This window comes from Massilia timonae CCUG 45783, from assembly GCF_000315425.1.
Classification (GTDB): Bacteria; Pseudomonadota; Gammaproteobacteria; order Burkholderiales; family Burkholderiaceae_D; genus Telluria; species Telluria timonae.
This window is the reverse complement of the sequence record NZ_JH992922.1, coordinates 1,084,125-1,106,917: the sequence shown is the minus strand read 5'-3', so window position 1 is coordinate 1,106,917 and position 22,793 is coordinate 1,084,125. Positions and strand designations below refer to the sequence as shown.

At 63.9% G+C, this 22,793-nt stretch carries 19 protein-coding genes; 2 read left to right on the top strand and 17 right to left on the bottom strand.

Translation table 11 applies throughout. The features are described 5' to 3' along the window. Window positions 1-2 precede the first annotated feature (2 nt). From hisG to HMPREF9710_RS04675, 14 genes are all read right to left on the bottom strand, one after another. On the bottom strand, window positions 3-677 hold the full coding sequence (gene hisG, locus HMPREF9710_RS04740; protein WP_005664389.1) for an ATP phosphoribosyltransferase: 675 nt from the start codon (window positions 675-677) through the stop codon (window positions 3-5). Between the two features lie 25 nt (window positions 678-702). After that, window positions 703-1,953: a UDP-N-acetylglucosamine 1-carboxyvinyltransferase gene (murA, locus tag HMPREF9710_RS04735; protein WP_005664387.1), complete on the bottom strand. Its 1,251-nt coding sequence runs from the start codon at window positions 1,951-1,953 to the stop codon at window positions 703-705. Between the two features lie 2 nt (window positions 1,954-1,955). Then, window positions 1,956-2,192 carry a BolA family protein gene (locus tag HMPREF9710_RS04730; RefSeq protein ID WP_005664385.1) on the bottom strand — a complete coding sequence of 79 codons (237 nt, stop codon included), beginning with the start codon at window positions 2,190-2,192 and terminating at the stop codon, window positions 1,956-1,958. A 26-nt stretch (window positions 2,193-2,218) separates the two neighbouring features. Continuing rightward, on the bottom strand, window positions 2,219-2,980 hold the full coding sequence (locus HMPREF9710_RS04725) for an ABC transporter permease (RefSeq protein WP_005664384.1): 762 nt from the start codon (window positions 2,978-2,980) through the stop codon (window positions 2,219-2,221). After that, window positions 2,980-3,909, bottom strand: a complete 930-nt coding sequence (locus HMPREF9710_RS04720; RefSeq protein ID WP_005664382.1) for an ABC transporter ATP-binding protein — start codon at window positions 3,907-3,909, stop codon at window positions 2,980-2,982. Before HMPREF9710_RS04720 ends, HMPREF9710_RS04725 begins: the two co-directional genes overlap by 1 nt. Window positions 3,910-4,088: 179 nt before the next feature. Beyond that, on the bottom strand, window positions 4,089-4,364 hold the full coding sequence (locus HMPREF9710_RS04715; protein WP_005664380.1) for an STAS domain-containing protein: 276 nt from the start codon (window positions 4,362-4,364) through the stop codon (window positions 4,089-4,091). A gap of 9 nt (window positions 4,365-4,373) precedes the next feature. Beyond that, entirely contained in the window at window positions 4,374-5,021 is a 648-nt protein-coding gene (locus HMPREF9710_RS04710; RefSeq protein WP_005664379.1) for an MlaC/ttg2D family ABC transporter substrate-binding protein, read from the bottom strand. Window positions 5,022-5,075: 54 nt separating this feature from the next. Beyond that, window positions 5,076-5,804: an MlaA family lipoprotein gene (locus HMPREF9710_RS04705; protein ID WP_005664377.1), complete on the bottom strand. Its 729-nt coding sequence runs from the start codon at window positions 5,802-5,804 to the stop codon at window positions 5,076-5,078. After that, window positions 5,801-6,274: an outer membrane lipid asymmetry maintenance protein MlaD gene (gene mlaD / locus HMPREF9710_RS04700; protein ID WP_005664375.1), complete on the bottom strand. Its 474-nt coding sequence runs from the start codon at window positions 6,272-6,274 to the stop codon at window positions 5,801-5,803. Before mlaD ends, HMPREF9710_RS04705 begins: the two co-directional genes overlap by 4 nt. Before the next feature lie 41 nt (window positions 6,275-6,315). Continuing rightward, on the bottom strand, window positions 6,316-7,098 hold the full coding sequence (mlaE, locus tag HMPREF9710_RS04695; RefSeq protein WP_005664373.1) for a lipid asymmetry maintenance ABC transporter permease subunit MlaE: 783 nt from the start codon (window positions 7,096-7,098) through the stop codon (window positions 6,316-6,318). Next, entirely contained in the window at window positions 7,095-7,898 is an 804-nt protein-coding gene (locus HMPREF9710_RS04690; protein WP_071361032.1) for an ABC transporter ATP-binding protein, read from the bottom strand. Before HMPREF9710_RS04690 ends, mlaE begins: the two co-directional genes overlap by 4 nt. Window positions 7,899-8,455: 557 nt before the next feature. After that, the gene (locus HMPREF9710_RS04685; protein WP_005664368.1) at window positions 8,456-9,919 is read right to left on the bottom strand and encodes a glutamate synthase subunit beta; all 1,464 of its coding nucleotides are present in this window, start codon (window positions 9,917-9,919) and stop codon (window positions 8,456-8,458) included. 24 nt (window positions 9,920-9,943) lie between these two features. Beyond that, a complete protein-coding gene (locus HMPREF9710_RS04680; RefSeq protein WP_005664366.1) occupies window positions 9,944-14,659 on the bottom strand; it encodes a glutamate synthase-related protein in 4,716 nt (1,571 codons plus the stop codon). A gap of 251 nt (window positions 14,660-14,910) precedes the next feature. Beyond that, window positions 14,911-15,621: a transposase gene (locus tag HMPREF9710_RS04675; protein ID WP_005664365.1), complete on the bottom strand. Its 711-nt coding sequence runs from the start codon at window positions 15,619-15,621 to the stop codon at window positions 14,911-14,913. A 396-nt stretch (window positions 15,622-16,017) separates the two neighbouring features. Between HMPREF9710_RS04675 and HMPREF9710_RS04670 the strand changes: the two genes are divergently transcribed. Next, complete coding sequence (locus HMPREF9710_RS04670) at window positions 16,018-17,031, top strand: IS110 family RNA-guided transposase (protein WP_005664362.1); 1,014 nt, start codon at window positions 16,018-16,020, stop codon at window positions 17,029-17,031. 49 nt (window positions 17,032-17,080) lie between these two features. Here the strand turns inward: HMPREF9710_RS04670 and HMPREF9710_RS04665 are convergent, their stop codons facing one another. Further along, window positions 17,081-17,761: a response regulator transcription factor gene (locus HMPREF9710_RS04665; RefSeq protein WP_005664361.1), complete on the bottom strand. Its 681-nt coding sequence runs from the start codon at window positions 17,759-17,761 to the stop codon at window positions 17,081-17,083. A 123-nt stretch (window positions 17,762-17,884) separates the two neighbouring features. Further along, window positions 17,885-19,015, bottom strand: a complete 1,131-nt coding sequence (locus HMPREF9710_RS04660) for a PAS domain-containing sensor histidine kinase (protein WP_005664360.1) — start codon at window positions 19,013-19,015, stop codon at window positions 17,885-17,887. A 182-nt stretch (window positions 19,016-19,197) separates the two neighbouring features. Between HMPREF9710_RS04660 and HMPREF9710_RS04655 the strand changes: the two genes are divergently transcribed. Further along, entirely contained in the window at window positions 19,198-19,446 is a 249-nt protein-coding gene (locus HMPREF9710_RS04655) for a DUF3297 family protein (RefSeq protein WP_005664358.1), read from the top strand. A gap of 85 nt (window positions 19,447-19,531) precedes the next feature. Here the strand turns inward: HMPREF9710_RS04655 and HMPREF9710_RS04650 are convergent, their stop codons facing one another. Further along, a complete protein-coding gene (locus HMPREF9710_RS04650) occupies window positions 19,532-22,645 on the bottom strand; it encodes a DEAD/DEAH box helicase (protein ID WP_005664356.1) in 3,114 nt (1,037 codons plus the stop codon). Window positions 22,646-22,793: the final 148 nt, after the last annotated feature.

The following is a 22,793-nucleotide window of genomic DNA, read 5'->3' as shown; positions in this document are numbered from 1 at the left end:
CTTCAGCCTTGTCGTTGGGAGGCGCGTTCAAACGCCTCGAGAATCGGTTGCAGGCGCTCTCGCTTGAGCTTGAGCGCGGCCTGGTTCACCACCAGGCGCGAGGAGATGTCCATGATTTTTTCGACTTCGACCAGGTTGTTGGCGCGCAGGGTGCCGCCGGTCGAAACGACGTCGACGATGGCGTCCGACAGGCCGACCAGCGGCGCCAGTTCCATCGAGCCGTACAGCTTGATCAGGTCGACGTGCACGCCCTTGCTGGCGAAGTGCTCGCGCGCGGTGTTGACGAACTTGGTGGCCACCCGCAGGCGCGCGCCCTGGCGCACGGCGCTGTCGTAGTCGAAGCCGGCGTTGACCGCGACCGACATGCGGCACTGGGCGATGCGCAGGTCGATCGGCTGATACAGCCCTTCTCCGCCATGCTCGAGCAGCACGTCCTTGCCGGCCACGCCGAAATCGGCCGCGCCATGCTGGACGTAAGTCGGCACGTCGGACGCGCGCACGATCAGCACCCGCACGCCCGGATCGTTGGTCGAGAGGATGAGTTTACGCGAAGTCTCGGGGTTTTCCAGCACCTCGATCCCGGCCGCCGACAGCAGCGGCAGGGTGTCTTCGAAGATGCGGCCCTTGGAAAGCGCCAGGATCAGCTGGGGTTCTCCATGTACGCCATTGAATGTCATGTGCTTGAGTTTATTTAATACGTACTTACTTAATACGGACAATCGCGGCGCCAACGGCCGACAGTTTCACTTCCATCCGGTCGTAGCCGCGATCGAGGTGGTAGATGCGGTCGATCAGGGTCGTGCCCTCGGCCGCCATGCCGGCGATCACCAGGGAAGCCGAGGCGCGCAGGTCGGTCGCCATCACCGGCGCGCCGACCAGGCGTTCGACGCCCTTGATGAAGGCAGTATTGCCTTCGGTCGAAATGTGCGCGCCGAGGCGGTTCATCTCCTGCACGTGCATGAAGCGGTTCTCGAAGATCGTCTCGGTGACTTTCGACGCACCGTCCGCGATCGTGTTCACGGCCATGAACTGGGCCTGCATATCGGTCGGGAAGCCCGGATATTCGGTGGTGCGGAACGAGACCGGACGCGGACGGCCGTCCATCTGCGCGCGGATGGTATGTTCACCGACGGTGAGCTGCAGGCCGATCTCGCGCAGCTTGTCGAGCGCGACGTCGAAGATGTCGGTGCGGGTATTGGTCAGCACGATGTCGCCGCCGGTAGCCGCCACCGCGCACAGGAAAGTCGCGGCCTCGATGCGGTCCGAGATCACCGCATGGGTGGCCCCGTGCAGTTCGTCCACGCCCTGGATCACCAGGCGGTCGGTGCCGATGCCCTCGATCTTCGCGCCCATGGCCACGAGTAGATTGGCCAGGTCGGTCACTTCCGGCTCGCGCGCGGCGTTCTCGAGCACCGTCTCGCCTTCGGCCAGGGTGGCGGCCATCAAGAGGTTCTCGGTGCCGGTCACGGTGATCATGTCGGTGTGGATGCGCGCGCCCTTCAGCTTCTTCGCCTTGGCGTAGATGTAGCCGCCCTCGATCGTGATCTCGGCGCCCATCGCGCGCAGGCCCTTGATGTGCTGGTCGACCGGACGCGAGCCGATCGCGCAGCCGCCCGGCAGCGAGACCTTGGCTTCGCCGAAACGCGCCAGCAGGGGACCCAGCACCAGGATCGAGGCGCGCATGGTCTTCACCAGCTCGTACGGCGCTTCGAGGGTGTCGATGGCGCCGCCGTTCAGGGTGACGTTTTCATCATCCTGCACGACCTTCAGGCCGGTCTTTTCCAGGAGCTTGAGCATGGTGCGCACGTCATGCAGGCGCGGCACGTTCGACAGCTGCAGGTCGCCGGCGGTCAAGAGGCCGGCGCACAGGATGGGCAGCGCCGCGTTCTTGGCGCCGGATACCGAAATCTCACCAGCCAGGCGCTTGCCGCCGACGATCTGGAGCTTGTCCATGCTTATCCTCCGAATTCTTCAGGGGTCAGGGTTTTCATCGACAGCGCGTGGATTTCCTCGCGCATGCGGTCGCCCAGCGCGGCGTACACGATCTGGTGACGCTGGATGGGACGCTTGCCGGCGAAGGCAGGCGAGACGATCACGGCCTCGAAGTGATGGCCATCGCCCTTCACGTCGAGGTGGGTGCATTCGAGGCCGGCGCTGATATAGCCGTGGATCAGTTCGGGTGTGGTCGCCACGATAACTCCAGTTAAACTTTGTACTATTAATGGCGCAGATTGTAGCCGCGCTTGAGCAGATTGATCGCCACGCCCGTCAGCACCGCGAAGAACACGGTCACGACGGCCAGGCTGGTCCATGGCGAAACGTCGGACTGGCCGAAGAACCCATAGCGGAACCCGTCAATCATATAAAAGAACGGGTTGAAATGCGAGACGGCGAGCCAGAAAGGCGGCAGTTTTTGGACGGAATAGAACACGCCGGCCAGGAAGGTCGCCGGCATGATCAGGAAGTTCTGGAAAGCCGCCAGCTGGTCGAACTTCTCGGCCCAGATGCCGGCGATCGTGCCCATGGTGCCGAGGATGGCCGCGCCCAGCAGGGCGAACACCACGATCCACACCGGCGCCACGAACTCCAGGTGGGCGAACCAGGCGGTGATGGCGAACACGCCGGCGCCGACCACGATCCCGCGCAGCATCGAGGCCAGCACGTAGGCGGACAGGATCTCGGCGTGCGACAGCGGCGGCAGCAGGATGAACACCAGGTTGCCGCTGATCTTGGACTGGATCAGCGACGAGGACGAGTTGGCGAAGGCGTTCTGCAGCACGCTCATCATCACCAGGCCCGGGATCAGGAACGAGGTGTAGGCGACGCCGTCGAGCATCTCGACCCGGCCGTCGAGCACGTGGCCGAAGATCAGGAGGTAGAGCATGGCGGTGACCACCGGCGCGGCCACGGTCTGGGTCGCGACCTTCCAGAAGCGCAGCGACTCCTTGTAGAACAGGGTACGGAAACCGATCGAGAACATTACTTGCCCTCCTCCATGATCTGGATGAAGATGTCCTCGAGGTCGGCCTGCTCCAGCTGCATCTCGTCGATGACGGCGCCGTTCTCGCGCAGGCGCGCCAGGATCGGCTCGACCTCCGAATAATCGTTCACGCGCAGCGTGTACTTGTTGCCGCCGCCGTTGCCATTGCCGTTGGTGTGCTCGTCGTGCGAGACGAGATGGCGCAGCGACTCGGGCAGATCCCCCGACTTCAGGTGCACCACCAGCTGCGAACCCGACACGCGGCGCAGCAGCGCGCTCATGGTGTCGAGCGCCACCACATTGCCGCGCCGGAGCATGGCCACGCGCTGGCACATGGCTTGCGCTTCCTCGAGGTAGTGGGTAGTGAGGACCACGGTGTGGCCGCCCTCGCGGTTCAAACGCGCGATGAACTTCCACAGGGTCTGGCGCAGCTCGACGTCGACGCCGGCGGTCGGCTCGTCGAGCACGATCACGGGCGGACGGTGCACCAGGGCCTGCGCCACCAGCACGCGCCGCTTCATGCCGCCCGACAGCGCGCGCATGTTCACGTCGGCCTTGTCGGTGAGATCGAGGTTGTGCATCACCTCGTCGATCCAGGCGTCGTTGTTGCGAATGCCGAAGTAGCCCGACTGCAGGCGCAGGGTCTCGCGCACCGTGAAGAAGGGATCGAACACCAGTTCCTGCGGCACCACGCCCAGGCGCTTTCTCGCTTCGCGGAAGTCGCTCACGACGTCGTGGCCGTGGATGCGCACGCGGCCGGCATCGGGCCGGATCAGGCCCGCGATGGTGGAGATCAGGGTGGTCTTGCCGGCGCCGTTCGGGCCCAAGAGGCCGAAGAACTCGCCTTCCTCGATGTCCAAGGAGACGCCCTTCAGGGCCTTGAAGCCCTTGTAGCTCTTCTCGACGCTGTCAATCTGGATTGCTGTCATGCTTGTTGGATGGCGCGGCGCGCGGAAATGGGATTCGACCCGTAAGCGCACCGAAGGACCGTGCGGAGAAACGGTCCATTATAGGTGAAATCGCCATGTCAAGCGGGCAGAGGGGAGAATTGCGCGGGGTACGCCGGAGAGAGGCGCAATGCAAACGGCGGCCAGTCGGCCGCCGGTCTTCAGGCTTGCGGCAGCAGCGTGTCGACCCCGTACAGGGCCGCCAGCTTTTGCACGTTGTCCGGCACGTTCACGAAGGTGAGCCGGTGGCCGGCATCGCGCGCGCGGCGCTGCCAGGCCAGCAGCAGGGCCACGCCGGACGAATCGGCCGCCTTCACGCCGCCGAGATCGAACACGGTCTCGCCGGCGCGGATCGCCGCCGCGCCCTGCTCCAGCGCCTGGTGGGCGGTCAGGAAGGTCAGGGCGTCGATCGACAGCATCGGGTTGGATTCAGCCATGTTGACGGATCACTTCGCCGGCGCGGCCAGCGGCTTGGAGGCCAGCTGGGCGTTGCGGTCGGCCAGGCGCTTGATCAGGCCATCGATGCCGCTCTTGCTGATCTCGCTGTTGAAGGTGCTGGTATAGGTCTGGACCAGCCAGGCGCCCAGCACGTTCACGTCATAGATCTTCCAGCTGCCCTTGTCGTTGCTCAGGCGGTAGTTCAGGGTGATCGGTTCGCCGCGGGCGACGTTCACCTGCGAGCGCACTTCGACGTCGCTATCGGTCGGCGAGCCGCGCATCGGCTTGAACTCGACGGTCTCGTTCTTGATGGTCGACAGCGCGCCGGCGTAGGTGTACACCAGCAGGTCGCGGAACTCCTTGGTCAGCTTCTGCTTCTGTTCCGGGGTGGCGCTGCGCCAGTGGCGGCCGGCCGCCTGCTGGGTCATCTTCTCGGCGTCGACGTGGGGCAGGATCTTTTCGTTGACCAGGCCCATGATCTTGCTGCGGTTGCCGGCCTGGATGTCCTTGTCGGCCTTGACGCTGTCGATCACTTCATTGCTGATGCGCTTGACCAGCGCGTCCGGCGCTTCGGCGGCGGCCACCGGGGCGGCGACCAGGACGGTGGAGAACGCCACGGTGGCGGCGGCGGCGACCAGGTGCATGAATGGCTTCATCGGTTTCCTTTCGGTTGGCGGCGGCGATGGCCGCGCGCACGGTTGATCTTGTTGTTACTGCTCGTCGGCGTCCGGGGCCTGGCGCGGCACGTCGCCGTCGTACACCTGGCTCTGGCGGCGCTGCAGATAGCCGTCGCGCAGGAACTCGTAACGGTCGAGTGCGGCGTCTTCGAGCAGGCTGGACGCGTCGAGCAGGCTGGCGCGGGTATCGATCACGCGGATGCCCGCGCCGATATTGCGCCAGTTGGCTGGCTCCTTGTACTTCCAGATGTCACCGCCGATATCGGCCGGCAACGCTGCGGTATCACGCACGGTAGATGGGCCCAGCAGCGGCAAAATCAAGTAGGGGCCGCTTGGCACGCCCCATTTGCCCAGGGTCTGGCCGAAGTCTTCGTCGCTTTTCTGCATGCCTGCTTCGGAAGCGATGTCGAGCAGGCCGAAGATGCCGAAGGTCGAGTTCAGCGCAACGCGGCCGAAATCGGTGCCGGCCTGCTCGGGTTTACCCTGCAGCAGGTTGTTGACCGAGCTCCAGGCATCCGACAGATTGCCAAAGAAATTGCCGACGCCGGTCTGGGCAAAGCCCGGCACGACGTTCTTGTAGCCGGTGGCCACCGGCTTCAGCACGGCGCGGTCGACCGCATCGTTGAAGCTGAACATGGCGCGGTTATAGCCTTCCAGCGGATCCTGGGGGTTGGAGGCAGTCGTTGCGCATCCCGTCAGGACCAGGATGGCGGCGGCGGCGGCGCCGAGGCGCAAGTGCGAGAGCGTGACGGCGTAGTTCATTCACTACCTTCCTTTCCTTCAGCAGCCTTGCTGTAGATAAATTGATTAATTAAGTCTTCCAGGACCGTCGCCGACTGGGTACGGTTGATGCGATCGCCCTCCGCCAGATTTTGCTCATCGCCACCGGCTTCGATGCCGATGTATTGTTCACCCAATAAGCCAGCAGTCAAAATCTTCAGCGAGCTGTCTTTCGGGAATTTATATTCAGACTCCATATCGAGGCGCACCGATGCCTGGAAGCTCTTGTCGTCGAAGGTGATCTCACCCACGCGACCGACCACCACGCCCGCGCTCTTGACCGGCGCCTGCGGCTTGAGCCCGCCGATATTGTCGAAACGGCCCGTGATCGAATACGTTTGGCCGAACGACAGAGACCTCATGTTTCCTGCCTGGAAAGCCAGGAACAGCAGCGCGGCCAGACCCAGCAGAACGAACAGGCCGACCCAGACGTCGATAGTTTTGCGATGCATTTTGAATACCCTACAGTAACCGTTTTAACCGTTTATTAAACTTATTTATTGAACATCAGGGCCGTCATGACGAAATTCAGCCCCCAGACCAGCAGCGATGCAATCACGACGGTGCGCGTGGTCGCGCGCGACACGTCTTCCGGCGTCGGCTGGGCCTGGTAGCCCTGGAACAGGGCGGTAAAGGTCACTGCGATGCCAAAGATAAAGCTTTTAATCACGCCGTTCAGTACGTCAGCTCGCACATCGACACCGGCTTGCATCTGCGACCAGAACGATCCTTCGTCGACGCCGATCAGTTTCACGCCGACGATGTAGCCGCCCAGCACGCCCACCGCCGAGAACACGGTGGCCAGGACTGGCATGGCGATCACGCCGGCCCAGAAGCGCGGCGCCAGCACGCGCTGCACCGGGTTGATGGCCATCATTTCCATCGCCGACAGCTGTTCGCCGGCCTTCATGAGGCCGATCTGGGCGGTCAACGAGGTGCCGGCGCGGCCGGCGAACAGCAGCGCGGTCACGACCGGGCCCAGTTCGCGCACCAGCGCCAGCGCCACCACCTGGCCCAGCATCTGTTCGGCGCCATACTGGTTCAGCGTGTAGTAACCCTGCAGGCCCAGCACCATGCCGACGAACAGGCCGGACACGGCGATGATCACCAGCGAATAGTTGCCGATAAAATGGATCTGCTCAGAAATCAGGCCAGGGCGGCGGAAAGCGCCCGGCGAGACGCCCAGCAGGTTGAAGAAGGAGCGCACGGCGAAACCGAGGCCGGCGAAGCCTTCGCGCACGGTGCAGCCGACCAGGCCAAGGACGCGAGCGATCATGTGCGCGCTCCCAGGCCCAGGTCGTCGGCCAGCGAGCTGCCGGGATAATGGAACGGCACCGGACCGTCCGGGGCGGCATTGACGAATTGTTTCACGTAAGGGTCTTCCGAGACGCGCAGGTCGTCCGGCGTGCCCTCCGCCACGATCTTGCCGGCGGACATGAAGTACACATAGTCGGCGATCGCGAAGCACTCGTGCACGTCGTGCGAGACGAGGATCGAGGTCGAGCCCAGCGCGTCGTTCAGGTTGCGGATCAGGTTGGCGGTCACGCCCATCGAGATCGGATCGAGGCCGGCGAACGGCTCGTCGTACATGATCAGTTCGGGGTCCAGCGCCACCGCGCGCGCCACGGCCACGCGGCGCGCCATGCCGCCCGAGATCTCGGCCGGCTTCAGGCGGTGCGCATTGCGCAGGCCGACGGCGTTGAGCTTCATCAGGACCAGGTCGCGGATGAGCTCTTCGGACAGGTCGGTGTGCTCGCGCAGCGGGAAGGCGACGTTATCGAACACCGACAGGTCGGTAAACAGCGCGCCGAACTGGAACAGCATGCCCATGCGGCGGCGCAGGCGGTACAGGCCCTCGGTATCGAGCTGGTGCACGACTTCGCCGCCGATGCGCACTTCGCCCCGCTGGGGACGGATCTGGCCGCCGATCAGGCGCAGCACCGTGGTCTTGCCGCAACCCGACCCGCCCATGACCGCAATGAGCTTGCCGCGTGGGAAGTCCATACGGAGATTCGACAGGATGGAACGCTCACCGTAAGCAAAATGCAGATCGCGGATTTCGACTAGGTTCGACACAGCATAATTAATGTTTGGGGAATCCGGTATTGTAGTGCAGAAAGCTATTTACCTGCTTGAGGGACCCGATTTTACCCTCAGGCGGCGACGTACTATTACAACACTAATAACTAATGAGTCAGATAATTCCGCTTATAAGCCATTGTTTTTATTAAGATATGTATGTTTCACAATATTGGCATTGTTGAATTGTATCAATAAGCAGCATCCAAAAACTGCCGAAGGGGCAGGTTTAAGCTCCTCCTAATTACTGGCCCGGTAAGCCACATTTTTTGCAACGCACCATAATCTGGGGCCGACGTGACGAAATAGCAAGTGACAGAATATGCAATACTCTGTCGCCATTTTGTCAACGCAAGATACAACCGCGGATCAGATGCCGGGATGGCGTTTCACTTGGGCAGGATGGCGTATAGGCGGGGTTCGGGGAAGTCCGGCTGGCGCATGAGCGCGGCCGGCGCCATCGCGGGTGATGGGCATCGCCGCCTTCGACGAAGCGGCGATCGATGCGGGAGCGAAGGTAGTGGCGGCCGCATTGCGCGTCCGCCACCGGGATCTCAACGGGGCAGGACCGAGGAACCCATCAGGAACTCGTCGACCGAGCGCGCGCACTGGCGGCCTTCGCGGATCGCCCACACCACCAGCGACTGGCCACGGCGCATGTCGCCGGCCGCGAACAGCTTCGGGTTCGAGGTCTGGTAGGCGCCTTCGCCCTCGGTGGCGGCGCGCACGTTGCCGCGCGGGTCTTTCTGCACGCCGAAGGCGTCCAGCACCTGCTGCACCGGCGAGACGAAGCCCATCGCCAGGAACACCAGGTCGGCCTTGAGTTCGAATTCGCTGTCCGGCACTTCGCTCATCTTGCCGTCCTTCCATTCGACGCGGCAGGCGATCAGCTTCTCGACCTTGCCGCCCTTGCCTTCCAGGCGCTTGGTCGCCACCGCCCAGTCGCGCTCGCAGCCTTCCTCGTGCGAGGACGAGGTGCGCAGGCGGGTCGGCCAGTAAGGCCAGACCAGCGGCTTGTTCTCTTGTTCCGGCGGCTGCGGCATCAGTTCGAACTGGGTGACCGAGGCCGCGCCGTGGCGGTTCGAGGTGCCGACGCAGTCCGAACCGGTGTCGCCGCCGCCGATGACCACCACGTGCTTGCCCGTGGCCTTGATCTGGTCCTTCAGCTTGTCGCCGGCATTGACCCGGTTCTGCTGCGGCAGGAAGTCCATCGCGAAGTGCACGCCCTTCAATTGGCGGCCCGGGACCGGCAGGTCGCGCGGCTGCTCGGCGCCGCCGGCCAGGATCACGGCGTCGAAGTCCTTTTCCAGGTCTTCCGGGAAGATCGTGTCGCGCGCCATATTGCTGACCGTGGCCGGGAAGTCCTTGCCGATCAGGACACCGGTGCGGAAGGTGACACCCTCGGCCTGCATCTGCTCGACGCGACGGTCGATCAGGTCCTTCTCCATCTTGAAGTCGGGGATCCCGTAGCGCAGCAGGCCGCCGATGCGGTCGCTCTTTTCGAACACCGTCACGTCGTGGCCGGCGCGCGCCAGCTGCTGGGCCGCGGCCAGGCCGGCAGGACCCGAGCCGACGATGGCGACCTTCTTGCCGGTCTTGACGCTGGGGGGTTGCGGCACCACCCAGCCGTGCTCCCAGCCGGTGTCGATGATCTTGCGCTCGATCGACTTGATGCCGACCGGGTCGTTGTTGATGCCGAGGGTACAGGCCGATTCGCACGGCGCCGGGCAGATGCGGCCGGTGAACTCGGGGAAGTTATTGGTGGAGTGGAGATTGTCCAGCGCATGGCGGTAGTTGCCATGGAAGACCAGGTCGTTCCAGTCCGGGATCATATTATTGACCGGGCAGCCCGTGTTGCAGAACGGGATGCCGCAATCCATGCAGCGCGCGCCCTGCACCTTGGCCTGGCCGTCGGTCAGGGTGACGACGAATTCCTTGTAGTTCTTGAGACGCACGGGCGGGTCGAGGTATTCCTCTTCCTGCCGTGCGAATTCCATGAAACCGGTGATTTTGCCCACAATGTTTTCCTTTGCTATCGGCGCTTAAGCGGCCAGTTCGATCTTGTCGTTCGCTTCTTCCATGCTCGAGTTGTGCATCTCCTCGAGGGCGCGCTTGTAGTCGGTCGGGAACACCTTGACGAACTTGCTGCGGCTGTTGGCCCAGTCGTCCAGCAGGTTGCGCGCGCGCGTGCTGCCGGTATGCTTGAAGTGACGCTCGATCAGGCGGCGCAGGATGACCTCGTCGCATTCGCGCTCGCCATTGCGGGTCTGGCTGTGCCAGACCGCCGGGTCGCACTGCTCCTTGGCCGACAGCACCGGCTCCAGGTTGACCATCGTGGTATTGCAGCGGCCCGCGAACTCGCCCTTCGGATCGTAGACGAAGGCCACCCCGCCCGACATGCCGGCCGCGAAGTTGCGTCCGGTCTCGCCCAGCACCACGACGGTGCCGCCGGTCATGTATTCGCAACCGTGGTCGCCGCAACCCTCGACCACCGCGATGGCGCCCGAGTTACGCACCGCGAAGCGCTCGCCGGCCACGCCGTTGAAGAAGGCTTCGCCCGAGATCGCGCCATACATCACGGTATTGCCGACGATGATGTTGTCCACCGCCCAGCCGCGGAACTCGGTGTTCGGGCGCACGATGATGCGGCCGCCCGACAGGCCCTTGCCGACGTAGTCGTTGCCTTCGCCGACCAGGTCGATCGTGATGCCGCCGGCCAGGAAGGCCGCCGCCGACTGGCCCGCCGTGCCTTGCAGCTGGATGTGGATGGTGTCGTCCGGCAGGCCGGCGTGTCCATAGCGCTTGGCGACTTCGCCCGACAGCATGGCGCCCACGGTCCGGTTCAGGTTCTTCACCGGCGAGATGAACGAGACGCGCTCGCCCTTTTCCAGCGCGGCTTTCGCTTGCGCGATCAGCTTGTGGTCCAGCGCTTTATCCAGGCCGTGGTCCTGCTCGCCCGTGTGGTACAGGGCGCTGCGACAGTCGACCTGCGGCTGGTAGAAGATGTTCGAGAAGTCCAGGCCCTGCGCCTTCCAGTGCTGGACCGCCTTCGATTTGTCGAGCAGGTCGGCGCGGCCGATCAACTCGTCGTAGCTGCGGATGCCCAATTGGGCCATGATCTGGCGCGCTTCCTCGGCAACGAAGAAGAAGTAGTTCACCACGTGCTCGGGTTTGCCCTGGAACTTGGCGCGCAACACCGGATCCTGCGTGGCCACGCCCACCGGGCAGGTATTCAGGTGGCATTTACGCATCATGATGCAGCCCTCGACGACCAGCGGCGCGGTGGCGAAGCCCACTTCGTCGGCGCCCAGCATGGCGGCGATCACGACGTCGCGGCCGGTGCGCATCTGGCCATCCGCTTGCACGCGGATGCGGCTGCGCAGGCCGTTCAGGACCAGGGTCTGCTGGGTCTCGGCCAGGCCGAGCTCCCACGGCGTGCCGGCGTGCTTGACCGAGGACAGCGGCGAGGCGCCGGTGCCGCCGTCATGGCCGGCGACCACCACGTGGTCGGCCTTGGCCTTCGAGACGCCGGCGGCGACGGTGCCGATGCCGACTTCCGACACCAGCTTGACCGAGATCGAGGCGCGCGGATTGGCGTTCTTGAGATCGTGGATCAGCTGGGCCAGGTCTTCGATCGAATAGATGTCGTGGTGCGGCGGCGGCGAGATCAGGCCGACACCCGGCACCGAGAAGCGCAGGGACGCGATGTATTCGGACACCTTATGGCCCGGCAGCTGGCCGCCCTCGCCCGGCTTGGCGCCCTGCGCCATCTTGATCTGGATCTGGTCGGCCGCGTTCAGGTATTCGGCCGTGACGCCGAAGCGGCCCGAGGCCACCTGCTTGATCTTCGAGCGCAGCGAATCGCCCTCTTCGAGCGGGATGTCGACCATCACGCGGTCCTTGCCCAGCACCGAGGACAGGCTCTCGCCCTTCTTGATGGCGATTCCCTTGAATTCGTTCAGGTAGCGCGATGGGTCCTCGCCGCCTTCGCCGGTATTGCTCTTGCCGCCGATGCGGTTCATCGCGATCGCCAGCGTGGCGTGGGCTTCGGTGCTGATCGAGCCGAGCGACATCGCGCCGGTGGCGAAGCGCTTGACGATCTCTTTCGCCGGCTCGACTTCCTCGATCGGGATCGCCTTGTCGCGGTCGATGCGGAATTCGAACAGGCCGCGCAGCGTCAGGTGACGGCGCGTCTGGTCGTTGATCAGCTGGGCGTACTCTTTATAGGTCGAGAAGTTGTTGGCGCGGGTCGAGTGCTGCAGCTTGGCGATCGCGTCCGGCGTCCACAGGTGGTCTTCGCCGCGCACGCGGAAGGCGTATTCGCCGCCGACGTCCAGGCTGTTGGCCAGCACAGGATCGTTGCCGAAGGCCAGGGCGTGCAGGCGCAGCGCTTCCTCGGCCACTTCGAACAGGCCGATGCCTTCGACGTTCGACGAGGTGCCCTTGAAGTACTTGTCGACCAGCGATTTGTTGAGGCCGACGGCCTCGAAGATCTGGGCGCCGCAGTAGGACATGTAGGTCGAGATGCCCATCTTCGACATCACCTTCAGCAAGCCCTTGCCGATCGCCTTGATGTAGTTGTAGCTCGCGGTCTCCGCCGACATTTCGTGCGGCAGGCCATGCGCCAGTTCGGCCAGGGTTTCCAGCGCCAGGTAGGGGTGGACGGCTTCGGCGCCGTAGCCCGCCAGCAGGGCGAAGTGGTGGGTCTCGCGCGCCGAACCGGTCTCGATCACCAGGCCGGTCGAGGCGCGCAGGCCCTTCGCCACCAGGTGCTGGTGCACGCTGGACGTGGCCAGCAGCGCGGGGATGGCGACCAGGTCGGGCGACAGGCGGCGGTCCGACACGATCAGGATGTTGTGGCCCGACTTGACGGCGTCGACCGCTTCGGCGCACAGCGAGGCGAGCGAGGCTTCGATGCCTTCCTTGCCCCAGGCGACCGGATAGCAGATGTTCAGCTCATAGGCCTTGAACTTGCTGCCGGTGTGCTGGCCGATGGCGCGCAGGCGCGCCATGTCGTCGAAGCCGAGGATCGGCTGCGACACTTCGAGGCGCATCGGCGGGTTGACGTTGTTGGTGTCGAGGATGTTCGGCTTGGGGCCGATGAAGGACACCAGCGACATGACCATGCTTTCGCGGATCGGGTCGATCGGCGGGTTGGTCACTTGCGCGAACAGCTGCTTGAAGTAGTTATACAGCGGCTTGAGCTTGTTCGAGGTGACGGCCAGCGGCGAATCGTTGCCCATCGAGCCGGTGGCTTCCTCGCCCAGCACGGCCATCGGCGCCATCAGGAATTTCAGGTCTTCTTGCGTGTAGCCGAACGCCTGCTGGCGGTCGAGCAGGGTCAGCGGCTGCTTCTCGCCTTGCGCGTCCTTGGCGCGCGCGGCCATCAGCTGCGATTCGGACAGCTTGATTTCACCCAGCTTGATGCGCACCGACTTGATCCAGGCCTTATAGGGCTTGGCGTTGGCGAAGCTGTCCTTGAGCTCCTTGTCGTCGATGATGCGGCCGGCTTCCAGGTCGATCAGGAACATCTTGCCCGGCTGGAGGCGCCACTTCTTGACGATGCGCGATTCGGGGATCGGCAGCACGCCCGATTCGGAGGCCATCACGACCAGGTCGTCCTCGGTGATGACGTAGCGCGCCGGACGCAGGCCGTTGCGGTCCAGGGTGCCGCCGATGTGGCGGCCGTCGGTGAAGGCCATGGCGGCCGGGCCGTCCCATGGTTCCATCATCGCCGCGTGATATTCGTAGAAGGCGCGGCGGTTGTCGTCCATCGCGGTGTGGTTTTCCCAGGCTTCAGGGATCATCATCATCATCGCCTGGGCCACCGGATAGCCGGCCATCACCAGCAGCTCGAGCGCATTGTCGAAGCAGGCGGTGTCGGACTGGCCTTCGTAGATCAGCGGGAACAGCTTGTTCAGGTCTTCGCCCAGCACGGCCGACTTGAGCGTGCCTTCGCGCGCGCGGGTCCAGTTGAAGTTGCCCTTGACGGTGTTGATCTCGCCATTGTGGGCGATCATGCGATACGGGTGGGCCAGCGGCCACTCGGGGAAGGTGTTGGTCGAGAAGCGCTGGTGGACCAGCGACAGGGCCGAGATGCAGCGCGGGTCCTGCAGGTCCTTGTAGTAGACGCCGACCTGGTCGGCCAGCAGCAGGCCCTTGTAGACGATGGTGCGCGCCGACATCGACGGCACGAAGAATTCCTTGCCGTGCAGGAGTTTCAGGGCCTGGATCGCGTGGCCGGACGATTTGCGGATGACGTAGAGCTTGCGTTCGAGCGCGTCGGTGACCATGATGTCCGGGCCGCGGCCGATGAAGATCTGGCGGATCACGGGTTCCTTGGCGCGCACGAAAGGCGACATCGGCATGGTCTCGTCGACCGGCACGTTGCGCCAGCCCAGCACGACCTGGCCTTCGATGCGCACGGCGCGCTCGATTTCCTGTTCGCAGGCGATGCGCGAGGCGTGCTCTTTCGGCAGGAACACCATGCCGACGCCGTATTCGCCGGGCGGCGGCAGTTCGACGCCCTGCTTGGCCATCTCGTCGCGGAAGTACTGGTCCGGGATCTGGATCAGGATGCCGGCGCCATCGCCCATCAGCGCATCGGCGCCCACCGCGCCCCGGTGATCGAGGTTCTTCAGGATCTGCAGACCCTGTTCAATAATCGAGTGACTCTTGTTGCCCTTGATATGGGCGATGAAGCCGACGCCGCAGGCATCGTGTTCATTGGCGGGATCATACAAACCTTGGGCAATCATGAGACATTCTCCACAACTTTTCGGGGGTCGAACGCCGAGAATAGTGCACTGCAAAATGCCTCGTCAACCAGAATAATTAGGGTCAGAGTCGAATTGTTTGACAACTTTTTGTCTTGACGATTAATTGGGGACAGAGTCAATCATGCCTGTTCAGAATCACTTGATTTGACACTAAGTCGTTGATCCTAAGAGGATTTTGGGCAAAAAAAACGGCACGAATAACCGTGCCGTTATGTCAGGAATTGTGCGCCTCAGGCTGCTGAAAGCGGCGGTAACGGCGGATTGAAGGGGCGTCCGCGCTTGGCCGGCAGGATCTGGCGTTGCGTTTTACGCTCGAGTTCGGTCTTGAAGGAGAGCGAGCCGAGCGGCTGGTTCTTGAGGATCGCGATCGTGATGAAATCGACCTCTTCCGTGCTGAGGCCTTGCCGGACCATGTCGATATAGGCGGCCTCGCGCTGGAACGGCGTGTTGCCCAGTGCCCAGAACAACGGGTGATCGGCGACTAGGGTGTCGGTGCGGATGCCGGCGTGGTGGGCGTAGCTGGACCAGGGATAGTCGTCCGGCGCCACCGTGAGCTGCGCGCGCACCGGATTGAGCTCGATATAGCGGCTGCAGGTCATGAAATAGCGGTCCGAATCGATCAGCGAGGTGCGGAAACGCCCTTCGAACAGGCCGCCGCTGCGCTCGTACTTGAGATTGAACCAGGGAACGTAGAGCCGGCCCACCTTCTGCATCATCAGCGCCAGGCCGGTGGCGTCGCTGGGCGTGGCCAGCAGGTGCAGGTGGTTCGGCATCAGGACGTAGGAGTGGATCGCCACGTCATAGAACCTGGCGCCCTCCTTGAGCCAGACCAGGAAGCGCTGGTAATCGGCCTCTTCACGAAAGATCACCTGGCGGTTATTGCCGCGCTGGATGACGTGGTGCGGTTGCTCGGGAACGATGAGTCGGGGTTGGCGTGCCATGGCGTCTGCTCAAATGTTGAGCAGCGATTTTACAGCACAAATCGACTCTGTCCCCAATTAATCGCAAGCGGCGGCAAAAATAGGCTGACTCTGTCCCCATTTATTGGACACACAAGCCAGGAGCAATCGAAACCGCGCAATGTTGAGTAAAACTGAGTAAGACGGCAAGATTGCCAAGGAAATTGGCCAATAATTCGACTCTCGTATATTGAAGGTGCCGCGGCGGAGCTGGTCTATGATGGCGACGAAGCGGTCGGGCGGAGTGATGCCGAACGACTCGAGTGCCGTTGAGCACGTGGGTCAGATAGGTGCCTCTGCCCGTTTCATTTTGTTAGTCCGAACGGTATCTTGGGCCATCGCACACGGCGTGGAGCCCGCATACGAGAGAGGCCAAAAATGAACACGACACGTAATGACGTGCTGGGAATCGATGTCAGCAAGAAGAAGCTAGACTTGGCCTTGCTGATCAATGGGAAGTTGAAGGCGAAGGTATTCGATAACACATCCGCAGGGCATCGTGCGCTGGTGGAGTGGTTACGTGACTCCAAAGCATCGCTGGCGACGCTGCACATCTGTATGGAGGCGACAGGTGTGTACTACGAGGCGATCGCCACGACGCTCCACGCTGAGGGATTCAAGGTCAGCGTGGTTAATCCAGCCTGTATCAAGGGCTTTGGATCGGGCGAGAACATCCGCAACAAGAATGACGAAATCGACGCTGCCTTGATCGCGCGTTATTGCGCGGCGATGAATCCGGAGCCTTGGGTTGCGCCGCCGCTTGAGCAGCGCCAGCTGCGTGCATGGACCTTGCGCGTGCAGTCCCTGAAGGACATTCGGCAGCAGGAACAGAACCGCATAGAAGCGCACATCGTGGCAGGCTTACAAGACGTTGCCGACAACGTCGCTGAGCACATCAAATGGCTTGATGCCGAGATTCGAAAGCTGCAGGATGATATCGACGATCACATTGATCGCCATCCAGGATTGAAGAACGATGCCGCACTCATCGCCAGTATCCCTGGGCTGGGGATGACGACGGTTGCCCGCATACTTGGCCATCTTGGCGACATTCGTCGCTTCAAAAACGCGAAAGCCTTCGCTGCCTTCCTGGGCGTCACACCCAAACAGCGAACCTCGGGCACGTCGCTCAAAGGCCGCACAATGCTCTGCAAAACCGGCAGCACATCGCTACGGGCAGCGCTTTTCATGCCCAGTATGGTCGCACGCCGACACAATCCAATCCTGCATCAATTCGCCGAACGCCTATTAGCGAACGGCATGGCCAAGCGAGCAGTGATCAGCGCTGTTACCCATAAGCTAGCGCATCTGATCTACGGCGTCGTTCGAACCGGCAAGCCATTTGACGCCAATTACCTTCACAAAAACCTTGCAATCCAAGACGGTATCTGACCCTAATTGTCCGAGCGGCTATTGGCCAATAATTCGACGCTGACCCTGATTAGGAGAGGGTGAAGCCGGCGGAGAGGCTGTAGCCTTCGCCATAGGCGCTGCGCAGGGGGAGGTCCTGGCCGAGGCCGGAACGGGCTTTCTTGCGCAGGCGGTAGACCAGCATGTCGACCCGGCGGCTGGCGTCCGGGTCTTCGCCGCCCATGCCTGCCACGATCACGTGGCGCGGCACCGGACGGGTATTGATCGTCAACAGGTGCAGGAAATTGCACTCTTTTTCGGTCAGGTCGATCACCTTGCCCATCAGCTCGAGCTGGCGCGCGCTCACGCGCAGGGTCCACTTGCTCGGCGTCGGGACCGGATCGGGCGGACGCACGCGCCGGTCCAGGGCTTCGATGTGGGCCGCCAGTTCGGGGAACTTGATCGGCTTGGTCAAATAATGGTCGGCGCCCAGGCGCAGGCCCAGGATGCGGTGGTCGAACGCCACCCGGCCCGTCAGCACCAGCAGGCCGATCTCGGGATACAGCTGGCGCATGCGCGGAATGACATTGAAACCGTCCTCGTCCGGCAAGCCAAGGTCGAGCACGACCACCGCGGCCGGGGTGCGCGTCAGCGCCGCCCACATCTCGCTGGCGGTCCTGGCGATCGTCACTTCATGGTCGAGCTCCTTCAGGAACTCGGCCATGTCGTCGGCGTATTCGCCATTGTCTTCAACAATCAGTATCTGCGTCATTCCTTGGCCGTAGTGTTCTTTAACCCGACAATGATACCAATGGTAGCGTTATCCTTGCCGGGTCGCGGTCCGATTATCGTTGCTGAGGCGGTCTGAAGCAAGGAGTTGTTCCTCTATAACTCCCTAAAGGCTCAAAGCAGGCATCCATAAACGGAATTCGGCGCCCGCCCCTTCCTCTCCCGGCGCCAGGCTCAGCACACCGCCATGCACCTCGACGATCGAGCGCGCCATGTACAGACCGAGGCCGCTGCCGGGCAGGCCGGCGGCGTTGCGGCCGCGGTAGCCCTTGTCGAAGACCCGCGCCACGTCCTCCGGCGGCACGCCGGCGCCGCCGTCCAGCACCGCCAGCTCGACCCCGCCGCCGCTGCGCCGCGCACGCAGGATCACGGGCGCCGACGGCGGCGAAAACGCCAATGCATTATCGATCAAGACCTTGAGCGCCAGGCGCAGGCCTTCCGGCTCCCCGCGCAGGGTCAGTGGTAGTTCTTCCAGCCGCAGCGCGGCTTCGCGGCCGGCCGCGCGGATCTGGACGGCGCCGCTGTCGACCAGGTCGCTCACGGTGATCGTGTTCGGCTGCCGCGCGCGGCCGAGCGCGGCCATGCGATCCGGCGACAGGTATTCATCGAGCATCCCGATCAGGCGGTCGACCGCGGCGCCGATCTTGCGGTAGCGCGTGCGCGTGGGCTCGTCGGCGTGGCTCGACGTCGCCTCGAGGCGCTGGATGGCGCCGTCGATCGTGGCCAACGGGGTGCGGAATTCGTGATTGAGCATGCTGGCAAAACGCTTCTGCTCGCTTTGGTGGGCGCGTCGCGCCGACAGGTCGCGCAGCAGCCCGACCAGGGTCGCGCCATGGTCGGCAGCACCGTCGGCAGAGCCGTCGACCAGCGCCGTGGCCAGGCCTTCCAGCGCCAGCGGCCGGCCCTCGGCGTCGAACAGGTCGAATTCGCGCTGGCTGCGCGCGCCGGGCGCGCCGCCGGCCGCCTCGCGCAGCCAGGCCGCGAGCGGCGCCAGGGGCGAGACGGCGTCGCCGTCGAGCGCACGCTGCAGCGCCTCGCGGTCGAAGCCGCTCAGTGCGCCGAAGGCGGGGCTCAGATACACGAAGCGGTGCGCCGGCAGCGCGATGGCGAAGGCGACATCGCCGCCCAGTTCGGCGATCGCGCGGAACTGCCCGGCCGGCAGCGCATCGTCGTCAGGGCGGCCCGCGATGGGAGGGGAGCCTGGCGACGAGGCGGCGGCATGGGGGCTGGACTTCATCGGGCTCTTTCTTGACCAACTAGCAAGGATGTCAGGTTTACCATCAAGTATACAGCCATGAAACAGTGTTTGTGAAATATCTCTCGATGGGCACGCCATGATTCGGGCCAGGCCCGGGCCAAAGGCCGCCCGCGCAAAGAAATGCGCCATGTCCCGGCGAGTTGAGGGATAATTCGCGCACCATGAACGATACCGCAACCCTCCCCCCGCTCCCAGACCGGCTGTCGATCGATCCGAGCAGCCCTTTCCACAACCGTGACGTGTTCCAGCGCGAAATCGGCATCCGCTTCAACGACAAGGATCGCTACGACGTCGAAGAATATTGCCTCAGCGAAGGCTGGATCAAGGTCGCCGCCGGCAAGACCCTCGACCGCCGCGGCAAGCCGATGCTCATCAAGCTCAAGGGCAAGGTCGAAGCCTTCTACAAATAAGCTGTCTTGACAGCGTCGCACGCGGCCTTGCGCCGCGTGCTTTCTTTTCGGCCGCGCTCACGCCAGCGAGCGCGGCCCCATCCAATCAGTCGTCCAGCGGCGCGAAGATCGCCTGCAGGTCTTCCTGCGTCAGCGCCATCTTCTGCGATTCGCCTTCGGACAGGATCGACTGCGCCAGCTCCGACTTCTTCTGCTGCAGCTGCTGGATTTTTTCTTCCAGCGTGCCTTTCGCGATCAACTTGTACACGAACACGGGCTTGTCTTGCCCGATGCGCCAGGCGCGGTCGGTCGCTTGGTTCTCGGCCGCCGGGTTCCACCACGGGTCGTAGTGGATCACGGTGTCGGCCGCTGTGAGATTGAGTCCTACACCGCCGGCTTTCAGGCTGATCAGGAAGATCGGCACCGCGCCCTGCTGGAAGGCCGCCACCTGGGCCGAGCGGTCGCGCGTCTCGCCGGTCAGGATCGCGTACGGGATGTTGCGCGCGTCGAGTTCTTCCTCGATCAGGCCGAGCATGCTGGTGAACTGCGAGAACACGAGGATCTTGCGGCCCTCGCCCAGCAGGTCTTCGACCATCTGCATCAGGTCCAGCAGCTTGGCCGACACGGCGGCCGTGTTCTTCTTGGACGGCATCGCCTTCACCAGGCGCGGATCGCAGCAGACCTGGCGCAGCTTGAGCAAGGCCTCGAGGATGACGATCTGGCTGCGCGCCACGCCCTTGCGGTCGATCTCGTCGCGCACCTTCTTGTCCATCGCCAGGCGCACGGTCTCGTACAGGTCGCGCTGCGGGCCGGCCAGCTCGATGCGGCGCACCATCTCGGTTTTCTCCGGCAGCTCCTTGGCCACGTGGTCTTTCGTGCGGCGCAGCAGGAAGGGACGGATGCGGCGGTTCAGCAGGGTGCGGCGCACCGGGTCGTCCTGGCGCTCGATCGGATGGCGGAACTGCGTGTTGAAGGTCTTCTCGTCGCCCAGGAGGCCCGGGAGCAGGAAGTGGAACTGCGACCACAATTCGCCCAGGTGGTTCTCGAGCGGGGTGCCCGACAGGCACAGGCGGTGGCGGGCGTCGAGCGAGCCGGCCGTCTGCGCCGCCTTGGAGCGGGTGTTCTTGATGTAGTGCGATTCGTCGAGGATCACCAGGTGATAGTGGTGCTTGCGCAGTTCTTCTTCGTCGCGCGGCAGCAGCGCATAGGTGGTCAGGACGATGTCGGCGTCGTCGATCTGGTCGAACAGGTCCATGCGCTCCTTGCCCTGCAGGAGCAGCACCTTGAGGCTCGGCGCGAAGCGCGCGGCTTCGTCGAACCAGTTGGCCATCAGGCTGGTCGGGGCGATCACCAGGGCCGGGCTGGTAAGACGGCCGGCCTCTTTCTCGGTGAGGATGTGGGCCAGCGTCTGCACCGTTTTACCGAGACCCATGTCGTCGGCCAGGATGCCGCCCAGGTCGTACTCGCGCAGGAACTGCATCCAGGACAGGCCGTCGAGCTGGTAATCACGGAGGGTCGCTTGCAGGCCCTTGGGCGCTTCGACCTTCTTGACCGCGCCGAACTGGCTCAGCTTGCGGCCGGTCTCGCGCAGGCGCTCGCCGCCGGTCCAGCGCAGCTCGACGCCGCGCGCCAATTCTTCGAGGCGCGCCGCATCGAGGGTCGACAGGCGCAGCTTGCCCTTGATCTTGTCGTTGAAGTACAGCTCGCCCAGGGTGGCGAGGATCGGCTTGAGGCGGCCCCACGGCAGCGCCACGCGCACGCCGTCAGGCAGGACGGCCAACATCTGGTCGGCCTCGGCATGGGCGGCCAGCACGGCAGGGTCGAATTCGAGCGGCGCGCTGCGGATCAGCTGCACCAGCACCGGCAGCAGCGGCACGCGCTTCTTCGCCACCACGATGCCCAGCTCCAGCTCGAACCAGGCGTTGCCTGCTTCGGCCGGCTCGTCGATGTCGGCATACCAGTCTTCGACCGGTACGACGTCATACCGGTACTTGTTAGATTTCTGCAGGTGCCAGCCGGCGTCGGACAGCGCGTCGACGTCGTTCTCGGCAAAGCGCAGCCAGTGCGCCTGGCTTTCGAGCTGCAGCGCGCCGGCCATGGCGTTGAACGGGGCGGTGACCGGCTTGCGGAAGCCGATCTCGCCCAGTTTATCGAGGGCGTCGCTCTCGGCCTTCGGGTCGCGTTCGATGATTTCGGTGAGGTCGCCGATCTGGCGCACCACGCGCTGCGACGGGTCGAACGAGACGCGCTGGCCGTCGTAGTCGAAGGCCAGCACGGCGAAGTCTTGCCAGCGCGTGACGTTGCCGTCGGCCAGCTGCACGGCATCGAGCAGCAGGTGCGGAATCGGCTTGACGTCATTGCGCAGGCGCTGGGTCAGCGGTTGCGGCAATGGCATCAGCTGCTGCAGGCCGTGGGCCAGCAGCAGCTGCGAGACGCGTTTCTTGTCGGTGCCGGTCAGGGCCGGGGCTTGCGCCACCAGGGCCTGCAGTTCGGCCAGCGAGATGTCGATGCCGCCGCGATTGAGTTCGAGCGGCCCGCAGGACAGGTTGTCGATGTACCACGGCGGATCGGTCGGCAGCATGTAGTCGATCTGGTCGGCCGCGCTGTGGGTGGCGGCGCCACCGACCGGCTCCACCGACCACCCGAGCTTGGACACCCGGCCTTCGTCGCGCCAGGCCAGGCTGGCCAGGCGGGTCGGGCCACCCTGCAACGGATAGACAAGGCCGCTGGCCATGTCGGACCACGAGTTCGCCCACAGCAGCTTGCCCTGATCGAGCAGCATCTGCAGCAGGATCGCGCCCACCTTGCCCTTGGGTTCGGTGGCGCTGGTGCCCTGGGCCGACCCGCTGCGCATGGCGATGAAGAAGCGCACCAGGTCGACGTCGTCGCCTTCGAGGTAGGCGGGCGGCGCCGACAGCAGCGAGAACACTTCGCTGACCGGGCTGGCCGCGGCCACGTCGCCGTTCGGACGCAGGCGCGCCTTGCACAGGCACAGCGCGACGTGGCGGCCGCCGCTGGTGGGCGCCATGACATAGACGAACTTGTATTGCGCGGCCTTGGGGTCGACGACTTCATCGGTCAGCTTCGGCTGGGGATGGGCCGCGGCCTCGACCCGTTGCAGCCAGCTCACCACCGGCGCCGGAAGGGCCGGGGAACGTGCGGGAGCGCGGACCGGAGGTGCGTCGCTGGCTTTCTCGCGAAGATAATCGACTGTGGTCATTGGGTCTCGTGGCTTCGTATCAAAAAAGGCAATAAACGGCATTATCTCGCATACGATCACTTCCGTTTTGTTCGGAATCGCACGTAGCGGACAAATCTCATCCGTGCGCAGTGCGCACGCTTTCTCGTCAACCGGTTGTTCTCTCATG

Bases quoted from the DNA above. Each gene is read 5' to 3' on its own strand.
- hisG (WP_005664389.1), bottom strand. From the start codon at position 677: ATGACATTCAATGGCGTACATGGAGAACCCCAGCTGATCCTGGCGCTT.
- murA (WP_005664387.1), bottom strand. From the start codon at position 1,953: ATGGACAAGCTCCAGATCGTCGGCGGCAAGCGCCTGGCTGGTGAGATT.
- HMPREF9710_RS04725 (WP_005664384.1), bottom strand. From the start codon at position 2,980: ATGTTCTCGATCGGTTTCCGTACCCTGTTCTACAAGGAGTCGCTGCGC.
- HMPREF9710_RS04720 (WP_005664382.1), bottom strand. From the start codon at position 3,909: ATGACAGCAATCCAGATTGACAGCGTCGAGAAGAGCTACAAGGGCTTC.
- HMPREF9710_RS04715 (WP_005664380.1), bottom strand. From the start codon at position 4,364: ATGGCTGAATCCAACCCGATGCTGTCGATCGACGCCCTGACCTTCCTG.
- HMPREF9710_RS04710 (WP_005664379.1), bottom strand. From the start codon at position 5,021: ATGAAGCCATTCATGCACCTGGTCGCCGCCGCCGCCACCGTGGCGTTC.
- HMPREF9710_RS04705 (WP_005664377.1), bottom strand. From the start codon at position 5,804: ATGAACTACGCCGTCACGCTCTCGCACTTGCGCCTCGGCGCCGCCGCC.
- mlaD (WP_005664375.1), bottom strand. From the start codon at position 6,274: ATGCATCGCAAAACTATCGACGTCTGGGTCGGCCTGTTCGTTCTGCTG.
- mlaE (WP_005664373.1), bottom strand. From the start codon at position 7,098: ATGATCGCTCGCGTCCTTGGCCTGGTCGGCTGCACCGTGCGCGAAGGC.
- HMPREF9710_RS04680 (WP_005664366.1), bottom strand. From the start codon at position 14,659: ATGATTGCCCAAGGTTTGTATGATCCCGCCAATGAACACGATGCCTGC.
- HMPREF9710_RS04675 (WP_005664365.1), bottom strand. From the start codon at position 15,621: ATGGCACGCCAACCCCGACTCATCGTTCCCGAGCAACCGCACCACGTC.
- HMPREF9710_RS04670 (WP_005664362.1), top strand. From the start codon at position 16,018: ATGAACACGACACGTAATGACGTGCTGGGAATCGATGTCAGCAAGAAG.
- HMPREF9710_RS04665 (WP_005664361.1), bottom strand. From the start codon at position 17,761: ATGACGCAGATACTGATTGTTGAAGACAATGGCGAATACGCCGACGAC.
- HMPREF9710_RS04660 (WP_005664360.1), bottom strand. From the start codon at position 19,015: ATGAAGTCCAGCCCCCATGCCGCCGCCTCGTCGCCAGGCTCCCCTCCC.
- HMPREF9710_RS04655 (WP_005664358.1), top strand. From the start codon at position 19,198: ATGAACGATACCGCAACCCTCCCCCCGCTCCCAGACCGGCTGTCGATC.
- HMPREF9710_RS04650 (WP_005664356.1), bottom strand. From the start codon at position 22,645: ATGACCACAGTCGATTATCTTCGCGAGAAAGCCAGCGACGCACCTCCG.